This is a genomic window from Ruegeria meonggei (assembly GCF_042768335.1).
Lineage (GTDB): Bacteria > Pseudomonadota > Alphaproteobacteria > Rhodobacterales > Rhodobacteraceae > Ruegeria > Ruegeria meonggei.
The window spans coordinates 31,279-50,391 of the sequence record NZ_JAXHBT010000001.1; the positions used below are offsets into that span (position 1 = coordinate 31,279).

The 19,113-nt window shown below is 58.1% G+C and carries 24 protein-coding genes; 16 read left to right on the top strand and 8 right to left on the bottom strand.

Going from position 1 to position 19,113, the window contains the following annotated elements; genetic code table 11:
• Window positions 1–140: 140 nt before the first annotated feature.
• The 8 genes from SJY13_RS00150 (at window position 141) to SJY13_RS00185 (ending at window position 7,017) form a co-directional block, all read left to right on the top strand.
• A complete protein-coding gene (locus SJY13_RS00150) occupies window positions 141–818 on the top strand; it encodes an SURF1 family protein (RefSeq protein ID WP_377186177.1) in 678 nt (225 codons plus the stop codon).
• The gene (gene thrC / locus SJY13_RS00155) at window positions 815–2,203 is read left to right on the top strand and encodes a threonine synthase (RefSeq protein ID WP_377186180.1); all 1,389 of its coding nucleotides are present in this window, start codon (window positions 815–817) and stop codon (window positions 2,201–2,203) included. Before SJY13_RS00150 ends, thrC begins: the two co-directional genes overlap by 4 nt.
• Window positions 2,200–3,462: a M16 family metallopeptidase gene (locus SJY13_RS00160; RefSeq protein ID WP_377186183.1), complete on the top strand. Its 1,263-nt coding sequence runs from the start codon at window positions 2,200–2,202 to the stop codon at window positions 3,460–3,462. The genes thrC and SJY13_RS00160 overlap by 4 nt, the downstream gene beginning before the upstream one ends.
• On the top strand, window positions 3,462–4,046 hold the full coding sequence (locus SJY13_RS00165) for a GNAT family N-acetyltransferase (protein WP_085824534.1): 585 nt from the start codon (window positions 3,462–3,464) through the stop codon (window positions 4,044–4,046). Before SJY13_RS00160 ends, SJY13_RS00165 begins: the two co-directional genes overlap by 1 nt.
• A 4-nt stretch (window positions 4,047–4,050) precedes the next feature.
• Window positions 4,051–4,335, top strand: a complete 285-nt coding sequence (locus SJY13_RS00170) for a hypothetical protein (RefSeq protein WP_377193726.1) — start codon at window positions 4,051–4,053, stop codon at window positions 4,333–4,335.
• Entirely contained in the window at window positions 4,262–4,672 is a 411-nt protein-coding gene (locus tag SJY13_RS00175) for a hypothetical protein (RefSeq protein ID WP_377193503.1), read from the top strand. Before SJY13_RS00170 ends, SJY13_RS00175 begins: the two co-directional genes overlap by 74 nt.
• Window positions 4,673–4,747: 75 nt before the next feature.
• On the top strand, window positions 4,748–5,566 hold the full coding sequence (locus SJY13_RS00180; protein WP_377186187.1) for an MBL fold metallo-hydrolase: 819 nt from the start codon (window positions 4,748–4,750) through the stop codon (window positions 5,564–5,566).
• A gap of 38 nt (window positions 5,567–5,604) precedes the next feature.
• Window positions 5,605–7,017 (top strand): FAD-binding oxidoreductase, encoded by a 1,413-nt coding sequence (locus SJY13_RS00185; RefSeq protein WP_377186190.1) that lies wholly within the window; start codon window positions 5,605–5,607, stop codon window positions 7,015–7,017.
• 39 nt (window positions 7,018–7,056) lie between these two features.
• Here SJY13_RS00185 and SJY13_RS00190 read toward each other — a convergent pair whose 3' ends face one another.
• Together SJY13_RS00190 and SJY13_RS00195 are read right to left on the bottom strand one after the other, a co-directional pair.
• Complete coding sequence (locus SJY13_RS00190) at window positions 7,057–7,536, bottom strand: fasciclin domain-containing protein (protein ID WP_377186193.1); 480 nt, start codon at window positions 7,534–7,536, stop codon at window positions 7,057–7,059.
• A gap of 170 nt (window positions 7,537–7,706) precedes the next feature.
• On the bottom strand, window positions 7,707–8,246 hold the full coding sequence (locus tag SJY13_RS00195) for an adenine phosphoribosyltransferase (RefSeq protein ID WP_085824540.1): 540 nt from the start codon (window positions 8,244–8,246) through the stop codon (window positions 7,707–7,709).
• Window positions 8,247–8,568: 322 nt separating this feature from the next.
• Here SJY13_RS00195 and SJY13_RS00200 point away from each other — a divergent pair, with 322 nt between their 5' ends.
• Complete coding sequence (locus tag SJY13_RS00200; RefSeq protein WP_377186196.1) at window positions 8,569–8,742, top strand: hypothetical protein; 174 nt, start codon at window positions 8,569–8,571, stop codon at window positions 8,740–8,742.
• 3 nt (window positions 8,743–8,745) lie between these two features.
• On the opposite strand, the gene SJY13_RS00205 is transcribed toward SJY13_RS00200, so the two are convergent.
• Window positions 8,746–9,375: a LysE family translocator gene (locus SJY13_RS00205; protein WP_377186199.1), complete on the bottom strand. Its 630-nt coding sequence runs from the start codon at window positions 9,373–9,375 to the stop codon at window positions 8,746–8,748.
• A 53-nt stretch (window positions 9,376–9,428) separates the two neighbouring features.
• Entirely contained in the window at window positions 9,429–10,445 is a 1,017-nt protein-coding gene (locus tag SJY13_RS00210; protein ID WP_377186202.1) for a DUF418 domain-containing protein, read from the bottom strand.
• A 241-nt stretch (window positions 10,446–10,686) separates the two neighbouring features.
• On the opposite strand from SJY13_RS00210, the gene SJY13_RS00215 reads away from it, so the two are divergent.
• Window positions 10,687–11,553, top strand: a complete 867-nt coding sequence (locus SJY13_RS00215) for an alpha/beta hydrolase (RefSeq protein WP_377186205.1) — start codon at window positions 10,687–10,689, stop codon at window positions 11,551–11,553.
• 11 nt (window positions 11,554–11,564) lie between these two features.
• On the opposite strand, the gene SJY13_RS00220 is transcribed toward SJY13_RS00215, so the two are convergent.
• The gene (locus SJY13_RS00220) at window positions 11,565–12,437 is read right to left on the bottom strand and encodes an S-methyl-5'-thioadenosine phosphorylase (RefSeq protein ID WP_377186208.1); all 873 of its coding nucleotides are present in this window, start codon (window positions 12,435–12,437) and stop codon (window positions 11,565–11,567) included.
• A 72-nt stretch (window positions 12,438–12,509) separates the two neighbouring features.
• The gene (locus SJY13_RS00225; RefSeq protein ID WP_377186211.1) at window positions 12,510–13,070 is read right to left on the bottom strand and encodes a hypothetical protein; all 561 of its coding nucleotides are present in this window, start codon (window positions 13,068–13,070) and stop codon (window positions 12,510–12,512) included.
• A 165-nt stretch (window positions 13,071–13,235) separates the two neighbouring features.
• Between SJY13_RS00225 and SJY13_RS00230 the strand changes: the two genes are divergently transcribed.
• On the top strand, window positions 13,236–14,870 hold the full coding sequence (locus SJY13_RS00230; protein ID WP_377186214.1) for a SulP family inorganic anion transporter: 1,635 nt from the start codon (window positions 13,236–13,238) through the stop codon (window positions 14,868–14,870).
• Window positions 14,871–15,005: 135 nt separating this feature from the next.
• Here SJY13_RS00230 and SJY13_RS00235 read toward each other — a convergent pair whose 3' ends face one another.
• Window positions 15,006–15,611: a flavin reductase family protein gene (locus tag SJY13_RS00235; protein ID WP_377186217.1), complete on the bottom strand. Its 606-nt coding sequence runs from the start codon at window positions 15,609–15,611 to the stop codon at window positions 15,006–15,008.
• 71 nt (window positions 15,612–15,682) lie between these two features.
• Between SJY13_RS00235 and SJY13_RS00240 the strand changes: the two genes are divergently transcribed.
• The 5 genes from SJY13_RS00240 (at window position 15,683) to SJY13_RS00260 (ending at window position 18,732) form a co-directional block, all read left to right on the top strand.
• On the top strand, window positions 15,683–16,177 hold the full coding sequence (locus SJY13_RS00240) for a GNAT family N-acetyltransferase (protein ID WP_377186220.1): 495 nt from the start codon (window positions 15,683–15,685) through the stop codon (window positions 16,175–16,177).
• A 53-nt stretch (window positions 16,178–16,230) separates the two neighbouring features.
• A complete protein-coding gene (locus SJY13_RS00245; protein WP_377186223.1) occupies window positions 16,231–16,974 on the top strand; it encodes an EcsC family protein in 744 nt (247 codons plus the stop codon).
• Between the two features lie 178 nt (window positions 16,975–17,152).
• On the top strand, window positions 17,153–17,563 hold the full coding sequence (locus tag SJY13_RS00250; RefSeq protein WP_377193505.1) for an NUDIX hydrolase: 411 nt from the start codon (window positions 17,153–17,155) through the stop codon (window positions 17,561–17,563).
• A 71-nt stretch (window positions 17,564–17,634) separates the two neighbouring features.
• Window positions 17,635–18,090 carry a DUF1178 family protein gene (locus tag SJY13_RS00255; protein WP_377186226.1) on the top strand — a complete coding sequence of 152 codons (456 nt, stop codon included), beginning with the start codon at window positions 17,635–17,637 and terminating at the stop codon, window positions 18,088–18,090.
• 3 nt (window positions 18,091–18,093) lie between these two features.
• Window positions 18,094–18,732, top strand: a complete 639-nt coding sequence (locus SJY13_RS00260; protein WP_377186229.1) for an SDR family NAD(P)-dependent oxidoreductase — start codon at window positions 18,094–18,096, stop codon at window positions 18,730–18,732.
• On the opposite strand, the gene SJY13_RS00265 is transcribed toward SJY13_RS00260, so the two are convergent.
• On the bottom strand, window positions 18,726–19,082 hold the full coding sequence (locus tag SJY13_RS00265; protein WP_085824552.1) for a hypothetical protein: 357 nt from the start codon (window positions 19,080–19,082) through the stop codon (window positions 18,726–18,728). The genes SJY13_RS00260 and SJY13_RS00265 overlap by 7 nt on opposite strands.
• Between the last annotated feature and the right edge of the window lie 31 nt (window positions 19,083–19,113).

The window sequence follows — 19,113 nt, forward strand, 5'->3', positions numbered from 1 at the left end:
AGATTGCAAAAGCCGCCCCCTGGGGCGGCTTTTTCTCTATTCCCAGCGCAACATTGCGCCCGATACAATTGCGCGGTTGCATTTGCGCCTGCGCACCCCTTAACAAGACGCCGGTTCCGGCTTTGAAACATGGTCTCTAAATGCGCCGCATTCTCTTTTTGTTGATCTTCGGCCTCGCGGGTTTGGGCGTGCTGATCTCGCTGGGGGTCTGGCAGGTTCAGCGGATGGCTTGGAAACACGATGTGTTGGCCGCCATCGACAGCCGGATCACCGCAGATCCCGTCGCCTTGCCGTCGCAGGTTTCCGAGGGCGCTGACAAGTATTTACCGGTTAGGGTTTCGGGCGCAATGCTGCCGGGCGAAGTCCACGTGTTGGTCTCGGTCAAGCAGGTGGGGGCAGGGTATCGTGTCATCCAGCCGTTTCGCACTGGGGATCGGATTATTTTGGTGGACCGGGGCTTTGTGCCGACCACTGCCAAACAGGCCATGCGTATTACCGGACCGATGGACATAACCGGCAATCTGCACTGGCCGGATGAGATCGACAGCTATACGCCCGATCCAGACATTGACGACAATATCTGGTTTGCCCGGGATGTTCCAAGTCTTGCCGCTGCTCTGCGCACCGACCCGGTTCTGTTGATCGCCCGATCGGAAACCGACCCCGGTGTGACCCCATTGCCGGTTGGAACGGTAGGCATCCCGAACGACCATCTGCAATATGCAATCACCTGGTTTGGCCTGGCTCTGGTTTGGGCTGCGATGACCGGATACTTCCTGTGGCGCAGCCGCGCCCCATCTGAGAGTGACGCGCTATGAAATATATCTCGACCCGTGGGCAGGCGCCCGAACTGACCTTTGAAGAGGCGATGCTGACTGGACTTGCCCGTGATGGGGGGTTGTATCTGCCTGCGGAAATCCCAGTGATGAGCCACGATGACATCGCCGCCTTGGCCGGGCTTCCATACGAAGAGATCGCCTTTCGCGTGATGTGGCCCTATGTCAGCGGCTCTTTTGGGGAAGATGAGTTCAAAGAGATCATCGCCCGCGCCTATCAGGGGTTCGGCCATGACGCCCGCGCACCGTTGAAGCAGTTGAACGAGAACCATTTCCTGCTGGAGCTGTTCCACGGGCCGACGCTGGCCTTCAAGGATTTCGCCATGCAGCTGATCGGTCAGCTGTTCCAGGTGGCACTGAAACGGCGCAATGATCGGGTAACCATCGTGGGGGCGACCAGCGGCGATACCGGCTCGGCCGCGATTGAGGCGTTCCGGGGCTTGGACGCGGTGGATGTGTTCATCCTCTACCCGCATGGCCGCGTGTCCGAGGTGCAGCGCCGCCAGATGACAACGCCAGCGGACAGCAACGTACATGCGCTGGCGGTAGATGGTGATTTCGACGATTGTCAGGCCGCGCTGAAGGACATGTTCAACGATTTCGATTTCCGTGACGGCGTCAAGCTGGCTGGCGTGAACTCGATCAACTTTGCCCGCGTGCTTGCGCAGATTGTGTATTACTTTTCGGCGGCGGTCAGCCTTGGCGCGCCACATCGCAAGGTTAGCTTTACCGTGCCTACGGGCAATTTCGGAGACATCTTTGCGGGCTATCTGGCTAAACGCATGGGCCTGCCGATTGATCGATTAGTAGTGGCGACCAACCAGAACGATATCCTGCATCGGAGCCTGTCCGGAGAGGGGTATTTCAAGGGCGAAACCATCCCGTCGATCAGCCCGTCGATGGATATTCAGGTCAGTTCGAATTTCGAACGTGCGCTGTTTTATGCCTATGGCGAGGATGGCAATGCGGTCGCACAGCTGATGGATGAGCTGAAGCAGGGCGGGTTCAACGTCAGCCAGGGCGCGATGGAAACCCTGCGCGAGGCCTTCGATTCAGGCCGCGTGTCCGAAGAAGAAACACTGGCGACGATCACATCCACGCTGGCCCACAGCGCCGAGCTGGTTTGCCCGCATACCGCTGTGGGCATCAAGGTCGCAGAAAAGCACCAAAGCCAGGATGTGCCGATGATTACGCTGGCCACCGCGCATCCGGCGAAATTTCCGGCGGCCGTTGAGAAGGCAAGCAACGTGCATCCGCCCCTTCCATCCCGCATGTCTGATCTGTATGAACGTCCGGAACGGGTGACCCGCATCGCCAATGATCTGGGGACCCTTGAGGATCATATCAAAAGGCATATCGCTGAGTGACTGTCAGACAAGACCAACTGAAGAACGGATTTCGGATCGTCAGTGAACATATGCCGGGGCTGCAATCCGCGGCCATCGGCATCTGGGTAACCGCTGGTGCGCGCAATGAGCGGATCGAACAGAACGGTATCGCCCATTTCCTTGAGCATATGGCGTTCAAGGGAACCAAGCGCCGATCTGCGCTGCAAATTGCCGAGGCGATCGAGGATGTGGGCGGGTATATCAACGCATACACCTCGCGCGAGGTGACGGCCTATTACGCGCGCGTTCTCAAAGACGACGTGGCGCTGGCGATGGATGTCATCGGCGATATTGTTCTGAACCCCATCTTTGACCCGCGCGAGATCGAGGTCGAGCGTGGCGTGATCCTGCAGGAAATCGGGCAGGCCTATGACACGCCCGACGATGTGATCTTTGACTGGCTGCAAGAGCAAAGCTATCACGATCAGCCCTTGGGCCGGACCATTCTGGGGCCGACCGAACGGGTCAGCGCGTTCTCGCGCGAGGACCTGTCCGGCTTTGTGGCCGAGCATTATGGGCCCGAGCAGATGATCCTGTCTGCGGCCGGTGCCGTGGATCACGTTGCGCTGATGAAAACGGCTGAAGAAATGTTTGGTCACCTGCAACCGCGCCAGGGCCTGATCCCTGAAACTGCCCGCTTTACCGGCGGTGAGGCCCGGCAGGAAAAAGACCTTGAGCAAGCTCATTTTGCGCTGGCGCTGGAAAGCCCCGGTTACCGGGATGATGCGATCTATACGGCGCAGATCTATTCCACAGCTTTGGGCGGCGGCATGTCCTCGCGGCTGTTTCAGGAAGTGCGCGAAACGCGTGGGCTTTGTTATACGATCTTCGCTCAGACCGGGGCTTATGCTGATACCGGCACAACCACGATCTATGCGGGAACATCTGCCGATCAGATAGGTGAACTGGCCACGATCACCATTGATGAGATGAAGCGCGCCGCCGAAGACATGAGCGCCGAAGAGGTCGCCCGTGCCCGTGCGCAGATGAAAGCCGGGATGCTGATGGGGCTGGAAAGCCCGTCCAACCGGGCCGAACGTCTGGCGCGGCTGGTACAAATCTGGGGAAATGTGCCCTCGCTTGAGGATACGGTCGCCAAGATCAACGCGGTCAGTACCGAGGACGTGCGCCTCTTTGCAGAAAACATGGCCATACAGGCCCCTGCGGCACTGGCGCTGTACGGTCCGGTCACAGACGCACCAACATTGGCCCAATTGCAGGAGAGGCGTGCGGCGTGATGCTGTTGGGCAGACGCAAGCTGAAACTCGAAACCGAGCGCCTGAGCCTGCGCCCGCCCGTTCACTCTGACTTCAATGACTGGGTGGCGCTGCGGCGTTCGTCCAGGGAGTACCTGACCCCGTGGGAGCCGATCTGGGCAAAGGATCACCTGACCCGTAAATCCTTTACCAACCGGGTCTATTGGGCGCAGCGCTCGGTCGCCAGCGGCACGGCCATTCCGCTGTTTCTGTTCCGTCGGTCTGATAATGTACTGATGGGTGCGATCACCTTGGACAATGTCCGTCGAGGCCCTGCGCAGGCAGGAACCCTGGGGTATTGGACCGGGCAGTCCTTTGCCCGCAACGGCTATATGCGCGAGGCCATCGGTGCCGTGGTGCATCACGCCTTTACCCGTCTGGACCTGAGCCGGATCGAGGCCGCCTGCCTGCCCGAAAACAAACCGTCGCGTGGATTGCTGGAAAGTTCCGGGTTTAAATACGAGGGTGTGGCGCAGTCATACCTGCAGATCAACGGGCGGTGGCGGACACATGTGTTGTACGCGAGTTTGCGGTCGGACCGGCGCGGGAAGACGGACGCTGGGTAGGACCATGGCGCGGGCGAAACAGCCAATGATTTGGATCAGTGACGCGATGGTAAGCACCTCTAGCATCAAAGGGTTTGATCAAGATAACTATCTCAAAGACAACGAACTTTCTGTCGATGCAATGAAGCGGAACAACGTTGGGGAGCCCTTGCCGGAAAATCGCTTTCCCAAAGAAATGTACGCGGAATACAAAGACAAAAAGGAAAAAACCCGACCTGTTCAATGCGGGCGGAACTTGGACGGTTTCTGCAGCATGCGCCGCTGTTCTACGCCAATTCGACCTTGGTGACGGAAATCTCTATCCAGTCAAACTGTTTCAACACGATCGCATCGCACCGGTTGAGGGCGAGTATTTCTGCTTGAACTTTGGGGCGCAAAAGACCGCTGTCCTGACAGATCAATCCCCGCGCATCACAAAGCCTTACCCAAATCATGATATCTGGCAGCCGCCCGGCGCAATGCAAGACAAGGATATCGCCGTGACCGTATCTGCGTTGGATGGGCCGGACATCTGGATGGACACACAATTGCGCGACGCTTTTTTTGTAAGCGATGCATTGGCACAGGCGTTGCGTGCCGCGAAGGTCTCACGCCCGTTCAAGCTCCGTAAGTGCATCGTGGTTTGAAGCGTTTCAACCTGCAGAAAGTTCAATTTTATTTTGCAGGCGTGACTCAACCGTGCTCTGCGCTACACTCATCCTATGCGGTGGATTCTTGCGGCATTGTTGGTGATCTCGGGTGGGGTGGCGGCGCAAGAGCGGCGGCCCAGTCACTGTATCGCCATTGCGGATGCGGCACCGGGAATCGAATATCTGCATAAAGCAGCATGGCAGGATCCGGTGCCTGAATTCTCGGTGCGGATCAGCTATATCGCCCATGCGTCCTTTCTGATCCAGACGCAGGGTGGGCTAAACGCGGTCACAGATTTCACCGGTTTCATCGGTGGTGCGGCGCTGATCCCCGATGTGGTGACAATGAACCACGCCCACAGCACACATTGGACCAAATTTCCCGATCCGGCCATTCCGAATGTGTTGCCGGGCTGGGGTGAGTTCGGTCAGGGGATCGACCATCATCTGGATCTGGGTGAGATGCTGGTGCGCAATGTCTCGACCGATATCCGCTCGGCTTATGGCGGTGTTGAGACGCGCGGCAATTCGATCTTTGTGTTTGAGGCTGCCGGGCTGTGCATCGGCCATCTGGGTCATCTGCACCACGTCCCGTCGGATGAGCAATTTGCAGCCCTGGGGCGCCTGGATGTGGTCATGGCGGCCGTCGATGGCGGTACAACCATGCCGCTGCCCGAGATGATTTCCGTCCTGAAACGGCTGAAAAGCTCGGTCATCATTCCGATGCATTGGTTCTCGGGGTTTTCGCTGGACCGGTTTCTGGTGGACATAAGGGGTGAATTTCCGGTTGAACGCGACGGCGTGTCGGAAATCACCGTTTCCCTGCGCTCGCTTCCCGACCGGCCGACCGTCGTGGTGTTAGAGCCGCAATACCTGATCGAACTGGAATAGGGCTTGTCGGCCCGCCTCGGCTTGGGCAAGGAATATGTATGAGACTGAACCCTGCCGACGACGCCCTGGCGCAATCAATCCGAAATTCCCTGGGTAATGATGTGTTGCGCCCTGTGGCCGAACGCTATGTCGAAGAGCCGCGCCGTCGGTTTTCAGGGCATATCGGCCTGCTGGCGTTGCCGCGCAGTGCTGCGGATGTATCCACCTTGGTACGGCTGGCCTCTGACGCGGCGGTACCGGTGGTGCCTTATGGCGGCGGAACTGGTCTGGTGGGCGGGCAGGTCATGCCAGACGGCCCTGCGCCACTGTTGATTTCGTTAGAGCGGATGACAGCCATTCGGGCGGTTTACCCTGATGAGAACGTGCTGATTGCCGAGGCTGGCGCAATTCTGGCCGATGTTCAAACCGCAGCAGAAAGCGCGAACCGACTGTTCCCTTTGTCGCTGGCTGCGCAAGGGTCTTGTCAGATTGGTGGAAACCTTGCAACCAATGCGGGTGGGGTCAATGTGCTGCGATATGGCAATGCGCGCGACTTGTGTCTGGGGCTTGAGGCGGTTCTGCCCAGCGGAGACATCTGGCATGGGCTCAACCGGTTGCGCAAAGACAACACGGGCTATGACCTGCGCAATTTGCTGATCGGCGCGGAAGGAACGTTAGGGATCATTACTGCGGCGGCGCTGAAACTGTATCCGCAACCGTCTTCAATCGGGACGGCGATGGTGCAGGTGTCCTCGCCCGAGGCAGCAATAGCGCTTTTGGCGCTGGCGCGGGATCAGGTGGGTGAGGGTGTCAGTGCATTTGAGTTGATCCACCAACAAGGGCTGGCGTTTTTGACTGAGGTTCTACCCGATGTCCGGCAGCCCTTTTCAACGCAGCCGGAATGGTGCGTCCTGATCGAATTGGGGTTGCCTGTAGGGTCAGATCCGTCATCAAAACTGGCAGCACTGTACGAGGCGGCTGAAAACCACGGCCTTGTCGGCGAGGCGGTCATTGCCCAGAACGAAGCGCAGCGTCAGGATTTGTGGGCCGTGCGTGAAAACATCCCCGAGGCCAACCGGCTGATCGGGTCGGTTTCAAGTCACGACATTTCGATCCCGATTTCACGGATTCCCGAGTTCATTCGCCGTGGGGCAGACATCGTGGTCGGGTTCGGGCCGTTTCGGATCAATTGTTTTGGGCATCTTGGGGACGGGAACCTGCATTACAATGTGTTCCCCCCTATAGGGGCCAATCGGTCTGCGTTTGAGGCGCAGCGGCACCATATCAAACGCGCTGTGCATGACCTTGTGCATACGTTTGACGGGTCGGTCAGCGCGGAACATGGGGTTGGGCGTCTGAAGGCGGATGATCTTGAACGCTATGGCGATCCGGCAAAACTGACCGCAATACGCTCAATCAAAACCGCGCTGGATCCACGGGGGATTATGAATCCGGGCGCGGTTTTGAAGTGATTGACGCGGCCCGAAAGAACCTGCGCTGCGCCATTTAAGTTACTGCGGCAGAATAACCTTATCGATGACGTGGATGACGCCGTTCGAGGTTTCGATATCCGCTTGCACCACATTGGCGTCGTTCACCATCACGCCGTTGTCCAGATCAATGGTAACGTCACCGCCCTGAACAGTGGCAGCCGTCATGTCGTCAGACAAATCACCCGACATCACTTTGCCCGGAACCACGTGATAGGTCAGAATCGCAACCAATTGATCCTTGTTTTCCGGCTTGAGCAATGTCTCGACCGTGCCCTCAGGCAAGGCAGCAAAGGCTTCGTCCGTTGGAGCGAAAACAGTGAAGGGACCTTCGCCCTTCAGAGTGCCCACCAGCTCGGCGGCCTGAACGGCGGCGACGAGGGTTTCAAAGCTGCCCGCGTTGACTGCGGTGTCGACGATGTCTTTGGAATGGCCATCAGCAAAAGCGGATGTGCCAACGATAAAGCTTGCCAAACCGGCAAAAGCGAGTTTGCGAAACATGGTAGTAATTTCCTTGTTGGAATGCCTGTCGCGGCATCAACAGGGATACGGGCAATCACCGCACCAAGATCACTGAACATGTTGATAAGTTTGTCTTGACGGTACAGCCGGCCGCGCTAAGCTAGGGCGGTTTCCGATTTCCACTCACGATTATGTGATCTCAGGCGCGCCTAAAGCCCGTCGAATTCACACAGGACATGCACATCCATGTCCATCTCTTCCAGTACTTTGCGACCACCTAGCTCAGGCAGGTCGATGATGAACGAGCACGAGACGATCTCTCCGCCCAGCCGTTCGATCAGTTTTATCCCGGCTGCAGCCGTGCCGCCCGTGGCCAGCAGGTCATCGACCACCAGAATTTTCTCACCCGGCTGAATCGCATCGTCGTGAATTTCGACGATGGCTTCGCCGTATTCCAACTTGTAATCCTGACTGATGGTGGTTCCGGGCAGCTTGCCCTTTTTGCGGATCGGCACGAAGCCAACGCTCAGTTGATGCGCGATGGCACCGCCCAGGATGAATCCGCGCGCCTCAAGGCCCACGACCTTGTCGATCTGTTCGCCCGCGTAGGGGTGGAGCATTTGGTCAATTGCCATCCGGAACCCGCGCGGGTCCGCGAAAAGAGTGGTGACATCCCGGAACATGATCCCTTCATGCGGGAAGTCCACGATGGTTCGGATGTAATCCTTGACTGACTTGTTTCTGGACATGTCCAACCCCTCTGGTGTCAAAACTCGCGGGCGTGTTTGGCCCATCGGGGTCAGTCATGCAAGAAAAGATTGCCGTCGCTTTACTTGCGACGGCCCCGAATTGTGTTCGGCAATCCGTAGTAGCGGTACAACGTACCGGGCAGCCAAGACAGGTGTGGTTTGCGCCAATTGCGTTGATCTCGCAAAAGAAATGCCTGTGCGGCATGAAGGTTCATTGTCATATTCCTTTTTTTATTGTTAATTGCTCGATATCTACAACTACTATGCGATGTATATACAACGTATCGCGAAAAGAATCAATCGTACGACGGGATCAAGGCGCGTGGGAAAGAAAGACGGTAAGGCTTCTACCAAGAAAAACAGTCAGCTGGTCTTGCGCCTGGACAAGGATGAGCGCGACGCTTTTGTTGAACTTTGCAAGGAATTGGACACGTCTGCCGCGCGCGAAATTCGGCGATTTATTCGCGGGTTCATGAAAGAGAACGTCGAAGAATAGCCTTCAGGTCGGGCGGCGCAGCACGGCTGTTGCCACGCCCATACCAATCAGGGTCAACCCTCCGAAGCGGGTCAAAGCGGTGATGACGCCGGCGCGCCCGATCATCCGGCGCAGGCGATCGGCTAACAGCGCATAGGCCAGCGCGTTCAGCCAGGCCAGTCCGACGAAGGTTGCGATCAGGATGGCGAATTGCGGGCCCAATGGCTCAGCCGGGCGCAGAAACTGCGGCACAAACGCAATGAAGAATGCGATGGACTTAGGGTTTAGCGCGGTGACTGCTGCGGCATGGCCGAACACATTCCGGGCGGTGATATCTTTCCCGGTTTTCACAGTCTCAAGGCCGTCCGTAGGCGCGCTGCGTAGCAGTTTTATGCCCAACCAGATCAGATAGGCGGCCCCGACCCATTTCAACACGGAAAACAACGTGGCAGAGGCCAGCACCAGCGCGCCTAGCCCCAACAACGAGGCCGTCATGGCAACCAAGTCCCCCACCGCCACCCCGGTGGCCGAGGCCACGGCAACGCTGCGCCCTTTGGATAGGGCATAGCTGAGCACCAGCAACACAGTCGGGCCGGGGATCAGCAGCAAGGCGGTCGAGGCGGCCACAAAGGTTAGCCAAAGATCAAGGGACATGGGGCATCCTTGTCATTGCGTTTTCCACACAAAGCCCCGGTCTTACGGTAAGGTCAAGCCCTTCGCGGCTCGGTCATACGGCGCATCAGCGCCTCAAGCGTGCCGCGTTTGAAGCGGCGGAACCAAAGCAGAGAATAGACCGAGCTCGCAGCACAGAAGCCCAGCGCATAAGCAATGATCTGTGGCGCGGTTAAGGACCCGTCCAGCAGTCCCGCTTCTTCCAGAACACCCATTCCGATCAGGATATGCGCCATATACAGCGTCAGGGCTTGCCGTCCCGGTGCCGTCAGAACTGGGCCGAGACGCAGCTTTTCGATCCTGGGCCACAACTTGAGCATCAGCCCGATCACCAAGCAAGACGTGCCTGCTCCGGCCAGAATGTAAAACGGCCCCGGCGGGATGGATTTGGTGCCCAGATAGGCCACAAGGTCCGGGTCCGAGGCCAGCATCTGCGGAAATATTGCCAGGACGACCGCGCCAAACCCCCACATGATCAGACGGTGTTGCATGCAGGTTGTTTCCAGTTGCGACCTGCCTGTGGCCATCCCGATCAGAAGGAATGCGGCCCAGGGCAGAACCGGGTGCCAGCCATTGAACAGCGTGTTGCGCAGAAAGCCCGGCAGGGTCCACAGGTCCGCATAGGTGAGGGTGGTCCAGTCCCAGCCACGATCGTAGTCAAAGACCAGATTGGCCAGTACAGCCAAGGCAACTACCGCAATCACACCCAGCCAAAGCCCGCGCGGCGAAGCGGTCAGAAAGGCAGCACCCACGACGAAGTACAACGCGTAGAAGTGCAGAATATCAGCCTCGAAGATCATCATGTTGAACAGGCCTAGCACGAACAGAAACGCAGCACGCCGCAACAAAACACCCGCGGTTATGCGCGAAAGCCCAACGCCGATACCGGCCAGAATGACGAACAATGCCGCGGCCCGGCCTTCGAGCGCTGTGATCAGCGTGTTGGCCCAATCGGTGCCGGGCGCGACCTCGGCGGCAATGCGGAAATTCACCAGGACCATCCCGCAAAAAGCCAAAAAGCGAGCGGCGTCCAAAGCCTCAAGTCGTTTCATATCGTTCCTCTATTCAGGCGGTGTTCTGGCGGACCCTAGTGGCGCAAGCTGGGTGTAACAGCCTGTGTATGCTAAACAAACTGCGAGGACTGGGTCGAGATTTCAAGGCTGTGCAAAAAAAGGCCCGGCGTTGCCAGGAGCAGCCGTGGCTTAAAGATTGAGTTAAGTCTTGGGTGTGTACCTTGAAGCGCCCGTCTGAAATCACAAAATGAGAACTGTGACCAAGAACCGGGAGAGGATGATGACGCAAATACACCATCGCAGTACGGGCGCGTTTTATGAAGCCATCCAGTCAAAATTCGTCCTTGTGAAAGGGGCGATGATCCTGCTGATCCTGATCGGTTGCACGCTTTACGCTGGTGCTGTGGGCTACATGTATGTCAATCAACAATCTCTGCTTTACAAGCCCGAAGGAGAATTGCCTGAGCCCAAAGCAGTCGGGCTGGCGGATGTAGACGCAATTTCGCTGACCATGGCCGATGGCGCGGTTTTGACGGCATGGTCTGCGCCGCCCGCGGTCAAGGGTGCGCCAACAGTTTTGTTCTTTCACGGCCAGGGTGGCAATCTGGGTGACCGGGCGGATCGCCTGCGGGAAATTCTGAACAGCGGGTACGGTTTGCTTGCGCCAAGCTATCGCGGTTATCCGGGCAGCGGGGGAGAGCCGTCTGAACTGGCTCTGATTACCGACGGTGTTCAGATGTACGACCGGTTGGACAGCGCTGGAGCAAACATAGTCCTGCACGGCCAAAGTCTGGGCACGGCTATCGCCGCCGCTGTGGCTGAACAGCGCCCCAATGCGCAGTTGCTGCTGCTTGAGGCTCCGTTTACCGCGACGGTGGACGTGGCGGCGGAAAGGTATCCCTGGCTGCCAGTTCATGCCCTGATGAAAGATCAGTTCGCAACGCGAGACCTGATGCAGAACCTCTCTGTCCCGACCCTGATCTTTCACGGGACCGAGGATGAAACTGTTCCGTTGCACCATGGTCAGGCCTTGGCGGCGATGTCGGGCGACAGGGCGCAGCTGTTTGTTCTGCCAGACGCCGGCCACAATGATCTGTGGACACACGGGTTGTGGGATGAGGTGCAAAAATCACTGCCTCAGACCTGAGGCAGGCAAAGTCAGAGAATACGGCCCGCAACGGCATCCAGCTTGGCCAGCAGGGCAGGGTCGCGTTTTTCTGGTGTGGTCAGAATTGCAAACTCCAATGCGCGGTCGCAGCCATGCGGGCAGGGCGCGCGATCTGCGCCCAGCAGTGTTGGTAGACCCTTTACCAGAGCACGGCCTTTTTCGGCATTGCCGGTCAAGGTGGCGATGATGGCGGTGACGTCGACCTCTCCGTGATCAGGATGCCAGCTATCATAATCCGTGACCATCGCGATCGAGGCATAGCACAGCTCGGCCTCGCGGGCGAGCTTGGCTTCGGGCATGTTCGTCATGCCGATCACGTCGCAGCCCCAGTGTTCACGGTACATCTTTGACTCGGCCAAAGTCGAAAACTGCGGCCCCTCCATCGCCAGATAGGTCCCGCCGCGATGGATGGTGATGCCTGCGGCCTTGCCCGCGGTTTCACACGCGTCAGACAGGCGCGGGCAGGTTGGGTGGGCGACGCTGACATGGGCAACGCAGCCGGTGCCGAAAAAGCTCTTGTCCCGTGCAAAGGTTCGGTCGATGAACTGATCAACGATTACGAAATCTCCCGGCGCCATATGTTCGCGGAACGACCCGCAAGCCGAAACCGAGATCACATCCGTCACACCCAGCCGCTTCAGCGCGTCAATATTGGCGCGATAGGGCACCTCGGTCGGCGAATGTACGTGACCGCGCCCGTGGCGGGGCAGGAATGCCATGTCCACCCCGTTCAGCGATCCGGTCAGGATCTGATCCGAGGGATCGCCCCACGGTGTCTCAACAGTGACCCATTCGGCATGCTCCAGGCCGTCAATGTCGTAAATGCCTGATCCGCCGATGACGGCAATCCTGGTCTGGGTCACTTGTATTCTCCGAATGAAATGCGTGGTCAGGAAGTTCTGCGACGCCATCGCGTGTTTGACAAGGGGCAAAGACTAGCGTGATCGCGACAACAGATTGCGCGCGCCTGACTGTTCGTGGAAATCGTCCCAGGCTGCATCGAAGCCCTGCAACGACCACGTCAGATCCTGTGCCTGACCATGGCGATCCCGAAAGACAAAGCGAAAGCTCTGACCCGTCAACATCGCATCCACAATCTCTTGCGCGCGGGTGCCGTTGAATGTGCAGCTCAGCCCTGTCAGGCATCCGGGGCTCCGTGTGCGCCAGTGAACGCCATCCGCTCCGTCAATGCGAAACCCTGAGGGCGAGAATAGCGTGCCGGGCTCCATTCCGAACTCGATTTCATACCCCTGCGGATCAGGCGTGATAAAGACAAACTGTGCGGCGAACTTTGGACGGTAGGAGAAAACCTCGGCGCGGCGAATATAGCAGCGCTGTCGCAACGCGCCGTTTTCCGGGCGCTCATCACAGATCGAGTTCCAGATGCCGAAGGCCTCGTAATGCGTCACCCGCCAGTTTCCGGCGGTGTCATTGCCCTGTAAATCCTGCGCAAATGCGGATATCGGGGCCATCAGAAGAAAGAGTAACCATCGCATGATGCAATGGTGCCCATCCGGCTGCTCGTCTTCAATTCACGAAGTTGCGAGGCTACAGGTATGCGCCATGCGCATATCAGCCTCCCGGCTGGTGCGGTGGCTTACGGGCGGGATGACAGGTAGAAGACCCCTTTCGCGCGATCATATCAATCCACAGGATGCCTCATGCCCCGAGCCACGCTGGCAAGCTTTGCCAATCGCATAGCCAAACCCGATCTCCGTTGGATGCCGGATGAAGGGCTGACTGTCTCGCGTCTGCGGATCGAGCTGCTGTCTGGACTGACTGTTGCACTGGCTTTGGTGCCCGAAGCGGTTGCCTTTGCTTTTGTAGCCGGTGTTCACCCGCTGGTCGGTTTGTACGCGGCATTCATGGTGGGCTTGATCACGGCGCTGATCGGTGGCCGGCCGGGCATGATCTCGGGCGCAACCGGTGCTTTGGCAGTGGTGATGGTGGCGCTGGTGGCAGAACACGGCGTCGAATACCTGTTTGCGACTGTGGTTTTGATGGGCATTCTGCAGGTGATTGCTGGTGCGATGCACTGGGGTCGGTTTATCCGCCTGGTGCCGCATCCGGTGATGCTGGGCTTTGTGAACGGTCTGGCCATCGTGATCTTTCTGGCCCAAATGGGACAATTCAAAGTACCTGGTTCCATGGAAAACACCGGTCATGGCATGAGCGGAGGCGAGTGGCTGACAGGCATGCCGATGTATCTGATGCTGGGCCTTGTTGCGCTGACAATGGCCGTGATCTGGGTGATGCCGCGCATTACACGCGTTGTTCCCGCACCGCTGGCCGGGATTGCCGTTGTGGCTGCGCTGGTGATTGGCTTTGGACTGGACGTGCCCCGCGTGGGCGATCTGGCTTCGATTGAGGGCGGGCTGCCAGCCTTCCATATTCCCATGGTGCCGCTGAACTGGGAGACTTTTGAGATTATTCTGCCCTACGCAGTCATTCTGGCCGCCATCGGCCTGATCGAATCCCTGCTGACGCTGAACCTTGTTGGTGAGATCACCGGCAAACGCGGAGGCGCTTCGCAAGAGTGTATTGCGCAGGGCGTGTCGAACGTAGCCACCGGTTTCTTTGGCGGTATGGGCGGATGCGCGATGATCGGTCAGTCGATGATCAACGTGAAATCCGGCGGCCGCACCCGTATCGCGGCGATCGCGGCGGCTCTGTTCCTGCTGGTGTTCATCCTGTTTGCTTCACCCCTGATTGAGCAGATCCCGCTGGCCGCTCTGGTTGGGGTGATGTTCATGGTGGTGATCGGGACCTTCGCCTGGAATTCATTCAACATCATGCGCAAAGTGCCACTGATGGATGCATTCGTCATCGTCCTGGTGACGGTTGTGACCGTGATGGAGGACCTCGCCGTAGCCGTGGTTGTAGGCGTCATAGTCTCTGCGCTGGCCTATGCGTGGAACAATGCCAAGCGTATCCACGCGATCACCCGCGAGTCCGAGACGGAAAAGGGCGCGAAAGTATATGAGATCAATGGCCCGTTGTTCTTTGGATCCTCGGACGGGTTTATCGAACTGTTCGATGTCCCGAATGACCCTGAAACCGTGATTGTGGACTTTGCCGAAAGCCGCGTTGTCGATCAATCGGCGCTGCAAGCCATCGAAAACATCGCTGCCAAATATGAGACAGCAGGCAAGCGCGTCATGCTGCGCCACCTGAGCCGTGATTGCCACAAGCTGCTGAACAAGGCCGGACACCTGATGGTCGATAGCGACGATGACCCGGATTATGAAATTGCCGTGGATTATTCGGTACGCACTGGCATTCTGGGCGGCCACTGATTTTTTTTGCGAGGCTCTGCCTCGCGCTCCGGGATGTTTGGGGCCAGATGAATAAAGGATCCCAGCTTCATCTGGCTAAAAATATCCCGGGGGAGTCGCCCGCAGGGCGGCGGGGGCAGCGCCCCCTTTGGTCGTTCAGTCGTCAGGGCAATTCAGCGAGAACAGATCGGTAACGACCGAATAGTCCCGATATCCTAGCCGCGCCAAAGGTTGAAACGTGGTCACATCGAATATTCCATCGCGCAGGCAATCATCGAGAAGATGCACGCCGGTGACTTCACCAAACACAACCCGATTGGCCTCACCCGGCAGGGTCACGATTTGAGTGAGCTTGCATTCCAGGCTGGCCGGGGCGCCCTCGACCCTGGCGCAGGGGATGGTTTCACAGTTCACCGGTGTCAGGCCGGCATGACCGAACTCATCCACATGTTTTGGCAAGTTAGCTGAGCTGGCGTTCATCGCGTCTTTGTGGGCGTGGGCCACGACGTTGACGCAGAACACACCGGTTGCAGCGATGTTGGCGAGGCTATCTTTGCCGCCGTCCTGATCCTGCTTGGTTCCGGTCGACGCAAACATCACCTGCGGCGGCGTATAGGCCACCCCGTTAAAAAATGAGTAGGGCGCAAGATTGTTGATCCCATCCGCGCTGCGGGTGGAGATCCAGCCAATCGGGCGCGGCGTGATAATGGCGTTGAACGGATTATGCGGCAGGCCGTGGCCGTCTTCGGGGCGATAGAACATCTGATCTCCAAGCGTTTGCCCAAGGCGTACCGAAGTGCTAGGGCGATTGCCAGTAAGGAAAAGAGGGCAGGGTGCAGCAGTTCGGGATCAGGCCGGAAGAGCCGGATGATTGGTGGGAGGTCGAGGCATTATACGATCTGTGCTTTGCGCCAGGGCGCGAGGCGCTGTCGTCTTATCGTCTGCGTGATGATATTCCTCCAGTTGCAGGCCTGTCGCTTGTTGCGCGCGACGGACAGGGGATTCTGGCCGGTGCGATCCGGTTCTGGCCGGTGCATGTGGGGGACCATGATGCATTGTTGCTGGGGCCGGTCGCCGTACACCCCACTCATCAGGGTGAAGGGCTGGGCGGCGTTCTGATCTATGAGGGCATTGAGACGGGACGGGTGAAAGGCTGGGATCGGGTTATGCTGGTGGGTGATGCACCGTACTATTCCCGGTTTGGCTTTTCCCTTCTGCAAGGCATCGAAATGCCACCCCCCACCAATCCGGACCGGGTTCTGGGCCTAGAACTGGCCCCCGGTGTTTGGGACGGCGTCCGGGGATTGGTGCGCCGCTGGAGCCGCTGATCTATTGAAACCGCCACATTTAATCCCGATGTCTTACAGACAGGAGGATTTTTATGCAGGACGTGGTTCTTGTCGAAAAACTGGATGTAGAGGCTGAACTTGACCGGCTGGCCAAGTATTACAGGTCTGCCGGAGGTCCGGGTGTCAAACTGTTGAACAGTTTGGGCGGATCTGCAGAAACGCTGTTGGATCAACTGCCTGACCCGGTCAGGCAGGGTTTGACGGGCGCGACCGAGCAGGCCTTATGGTTTGCAATGCACGCAGCCGAAGGATCGCGCCGCGCTGTTCCCGACCAACAGCCATGGGTCAACACGGCTTTGACCACCGCCATGGGTGCGGCTGGAGGGCTGGGCGGCATGTCCACCGCCCTGATGGAATTGCCTGCCACAACCGCAATGCTCTTGCGTTCGATCCAGGGGGCGGCGGCTCGGGAAGGTTTTGATCCTTCCGAGGACGGTGTGAAATTCGATTGCATTCAGGTTTTGTCTGCTGCGGGACCAATGGCGAATGATGACGGGGCCGATCTTGGGTTCTTTTCAGTGCGCCTGACACTGACAGGACCGGCCATGCAACGCGTAGTCGCCGCCGTGGCCCCGCGCTTGTCCGTGGTGCTGGGCCAGAAACTTGCGGCGCAGTCCGTTCCGGTGCTGGGGGCGATCGCCGGTGGCGGTACGAACTATGTTTATACGCGGTATTACCAGCAGATAGCGCGTGTGCATTTTGGCCTCAGACGCCTGGCCATTGACGCCGATATCCCCCATGACGATCTGGTGCGCAGACTAACGACACGTATGTAGGCTTTGTGCAAGGACTTGGTGAAAAACGCTTTATGTGGTAGTTTTGGCCAGAAGACCCGCGAAAAACAAACAAGATATGCGGGTCTTGAAACAGGCATGACTCTCGTATGAAAGGCGGCAACGCGTGTTCAACGCAAGGCTTTCGCCCCGCATATCGCGTAAAGCCGGGCAGCTTCCGGTGCTGCAGCAATCAGCTGCTTTGTGTTACCGTGTGAAACAAGGCCAGCCCGAAGTTTTATTGATCACCACGCGCAAGTCCGGGCGTTGGATTATTCCCAAAGGGTGGCTGATAAACGGGCTTTCACCGTCCGAGACCGCACGCCAGGAGGCCTGGGAGGAAGCCGGGGTTCTGGGCCAGTGTCAGCAGCTAAGTGTGGGGTGTTTTTCCTACTACAAGCACCGTTCGAAAAAAGGGTCTGTGCAATGTTTGGTGGACGTTTATCCGCTGTTTGTTCAATCGACGGTATCGCGGTTCCCGGAACGTGCGCAGCGCCAAAGGAAATGGTTCACACCTGAAAGGGCGGCGGGGCGCGTCAATTCCGGTGATCTCGCTTTATTGTTACGTAAGGTTGGGCTATTACCTCATTAAATGGCCGACGTAAGGGCTTGATATTGCCATCGCTCTCGGTATCTATTTGGTTACCGACATTTGGACGGAACATGATTCAGTACGCATTGAAATGCAGCAACGGCCATACATTTGACAGTTGGTTTCAATCGGCCGCCGCTTACGACAAACTGGCAAATGCGGGCATGGTGACATGCGCCGTATGTGGCGATGCATGTGCCGAAAAAGCAATCATGACGCCCCGAGTACGTCCTGCCCGCAAGGCCGATGCCCGAACAACGGTGCCGTTGCCTGCGGCGGACACGATCAATGTCGCAACCCCGCCAGCCGGGGTTGAAAAGGTCCTGGCCGAATTGAGACGCAAAGTCGAAGAGAATTCAGACTATGTGGGCAAGGACTTCGCTGCCGAAGCGCGAAAAATCTATCTGGGTGACGCCCCCGAACGCGCCATTTATGGCGAGGCCAAGCCCGAAGATGCCAAAGCGCTGATCGATGATGGTGTACCGGTTGCGCCTTTGCCGTTTATTCCTAACAGAAAAACGAACTGAGCCATGCATGTTTTGATCACCGGGGCCAATCGTGGGATTGGGAAAACCCTGGCTGATCGCTGCAGGGATCGGGGCGATGCAGTCATCGGCACGGCGCGCGATGATAGCGCACAGGTGGTTTTGGATGTGACGGACCCGGCGCAACAGGCGGATATGGCCGCAGCGCTAAAGGACCAACCGATCGACCTGCTGATCTGCAACGCCGGTGTGTATCTGGACAAAGGCCAGGGCATGGATGGCTATCCCGCCCAGATGTGGGCGCAGAGCTTTTCGACAAATGTAACCGGCGTGTTCCTGACCATACAGGCATTGCTGCCCAACCTGCGTGCTGCGCAGGGCAGGATTGCGATCTTGTCCTCGCAAATGGCGTCTCATACCCGGGCTCCGGGGGGCAGTTACATCTACCGCGCCTCCAAGGCCGCAGTACTGAACCTTGGGCGAAACTTGGCGACAGACCTGCAGGGCGATGGCATAGCCGTCGGAATCTATCACCCCGGTTGGGTGCAGACGGATATGGGCGGGCACGCGGCTGAGATCAGCGTCGAGCAGGCCGCAGTGGGCCTGCTTGATCGGTTTGATGCCCTGTCATTGGGCAATACGGGCTGTTTTGAGACCTGGGACGGACAGCCCCACGCTTATTGACGGATCAGGGCCGCCGTGGGGATTTCATAGACCTCGCCCGGGTCGATGAAAATCACCGTAAGGTCGCCGCGTGTCTCATAGGTGATTTTGGCCGGAGAGCTGCTCGAACTTGGGATGCCATCGTTGAAATAGATGCTGCGCACCTCACCGCCGCCCAATGCTACGGCCAATGTGGTCGTGCCGTCGTCGTGATGGCGCAGCTCGGCATTGCAGCTTTGCAGCGGATCCCCGGCATTGGCGGCACAGGGCACCGTGCCTAACGAGTTGGTGCCGTCGGTTCCGGCCAGTGTGGATGTTTGCGCAAGCGCGGGTGAAGACAGCAGGGCGATTGCGATGGCCAGGCGGAGCATGGAAAACCTCATGGAAAATTCGATGGCTGTA

Bases quoted from the DNA above. Each gene is read 5' to 3' on its own strand.
- SJY13_RS00230 (WP_377186214.1), top strand. From the start codon at position 13,236: ATGCCCCGAGCCACGCTGGCAAGCTTTGCCAATCGCATAGCCAAACCC.
- SJY13_RS00190 (WP_377186193.1), bottom strand. From the start codon at position 7,536: ATGTTTCGCAAACTCGCTTTTGCCGGTTTGGCAAGCTTTATCGTTGGC.
- SJY13_RS00180 (WP_377186187.1), top strand. From the start codon at position 4,748: ATGCGGTGGATTCTTGCGGCATTGTTGGTGATCTCGGGTGGGGTGGCG.
- SJY13_RS00260 (WP_377186229.1), top strand. From the start codon at position 18,094: ATGCATGTTTTGATCACCGGGGCCAATCGTGGGATTGGGAAAACCCTG.
- SJY13_RS00265 (WP_085824552.1), bottom strand. From the start codon at position 19,082: ATGCTCCGCCTGGCCATCGCAATCGCCCTGCTGTCTTCACCCGCGCTT.
- SJY13_RS00235 (WP_377186217.1), bottom strand. From the start codon at position 15,611: ATGTTCTATCGCCCCGAAGACGGCCACGGCCTGCCGCATAATCCGTTC.
- SJY13_RS00210 (WP_377186202.1), bottom strand. From the start codon at position 10,445: ATGAAACGACTTGAGGCTTTGGACGCCGCTCGCTTTTTGGCTTTTTGC.
- SJY13_RS00170 (WP_377193726.1), top strand. From the start codon at position 4,051: ATGGCGCGGGCGAAACAGCCAATGATTTGGATCAGTGACGCGATGGTA.
- SJY13_RS00225 (WP_377186211.1), bottom strand. From the start codon at position 13,070: ATGCGATGGTTACTCTTTCTTCTGATGGCCCCGATATCCGCATTTGCG.
- SJY13_RS00195 (WP_085824540.1), bottom strand. From the start codon at position 8,246: ATGTCCAGAAACAAGTCAGTCAAGGATTACATCCGAACCATCGTGGAC.
- thrC (WP_377186180.1), top strand. From the start codon at position 815: ATGAAATATATCTCGACCCGTGGGCAGGCGCCCGAACTGACCTTTGAA.
- SJY13_RS00165 (WP_085824534.1), top strand. From the start codon at position 3,462: ATGCTGTTGGGCAGACGCAAGCTGAAACTCGAAACCGAGCGCCTGAGC.
- SJY13_RS00205 (WP_377186199.1), bottom strand. From the start codon at position 9,375: ATGTCCCTTGATCTTTGGCTAACCTTTGTGGCCGCCTCGACCGCCTTG.
- SJY13_RS00255 (WP_377186226.1), top strand. From the start codon at position 17,635: ATGATTCAGTACGCATTGAAATGCAGCAACGGCCATACATTTGACAGT.
- SJY13_RS00245 (WP_377186223.1), top strand. From the start codon at position 16,231: ATGCAGGACGTGGTTCTTGTCGAAAAACTGGATGTAGAGGCTGAACTT.
- SJY13_RS00215 (WP_377186205.1), top strand. From the start codon at position 10,687: ATGACGCAAATACACCATCGCAGTACGGGCGCGTTTTATGAAGCCATC.
- SJY13_RS00185 (WP_377186190.1), top strand. From the start codon at position 5,605: ATGAGACTGAACCCTGCCGACGACGCCCTGGCGCAATCAATCCGAAAT.
- SJY13_RS00150 (WP_377186177.1), top strand. From the start codon at position 141: ATGCGCCGCATTCTCTTTTTGTTGATCTTCGGCCTCGCGGGTTTGGGC.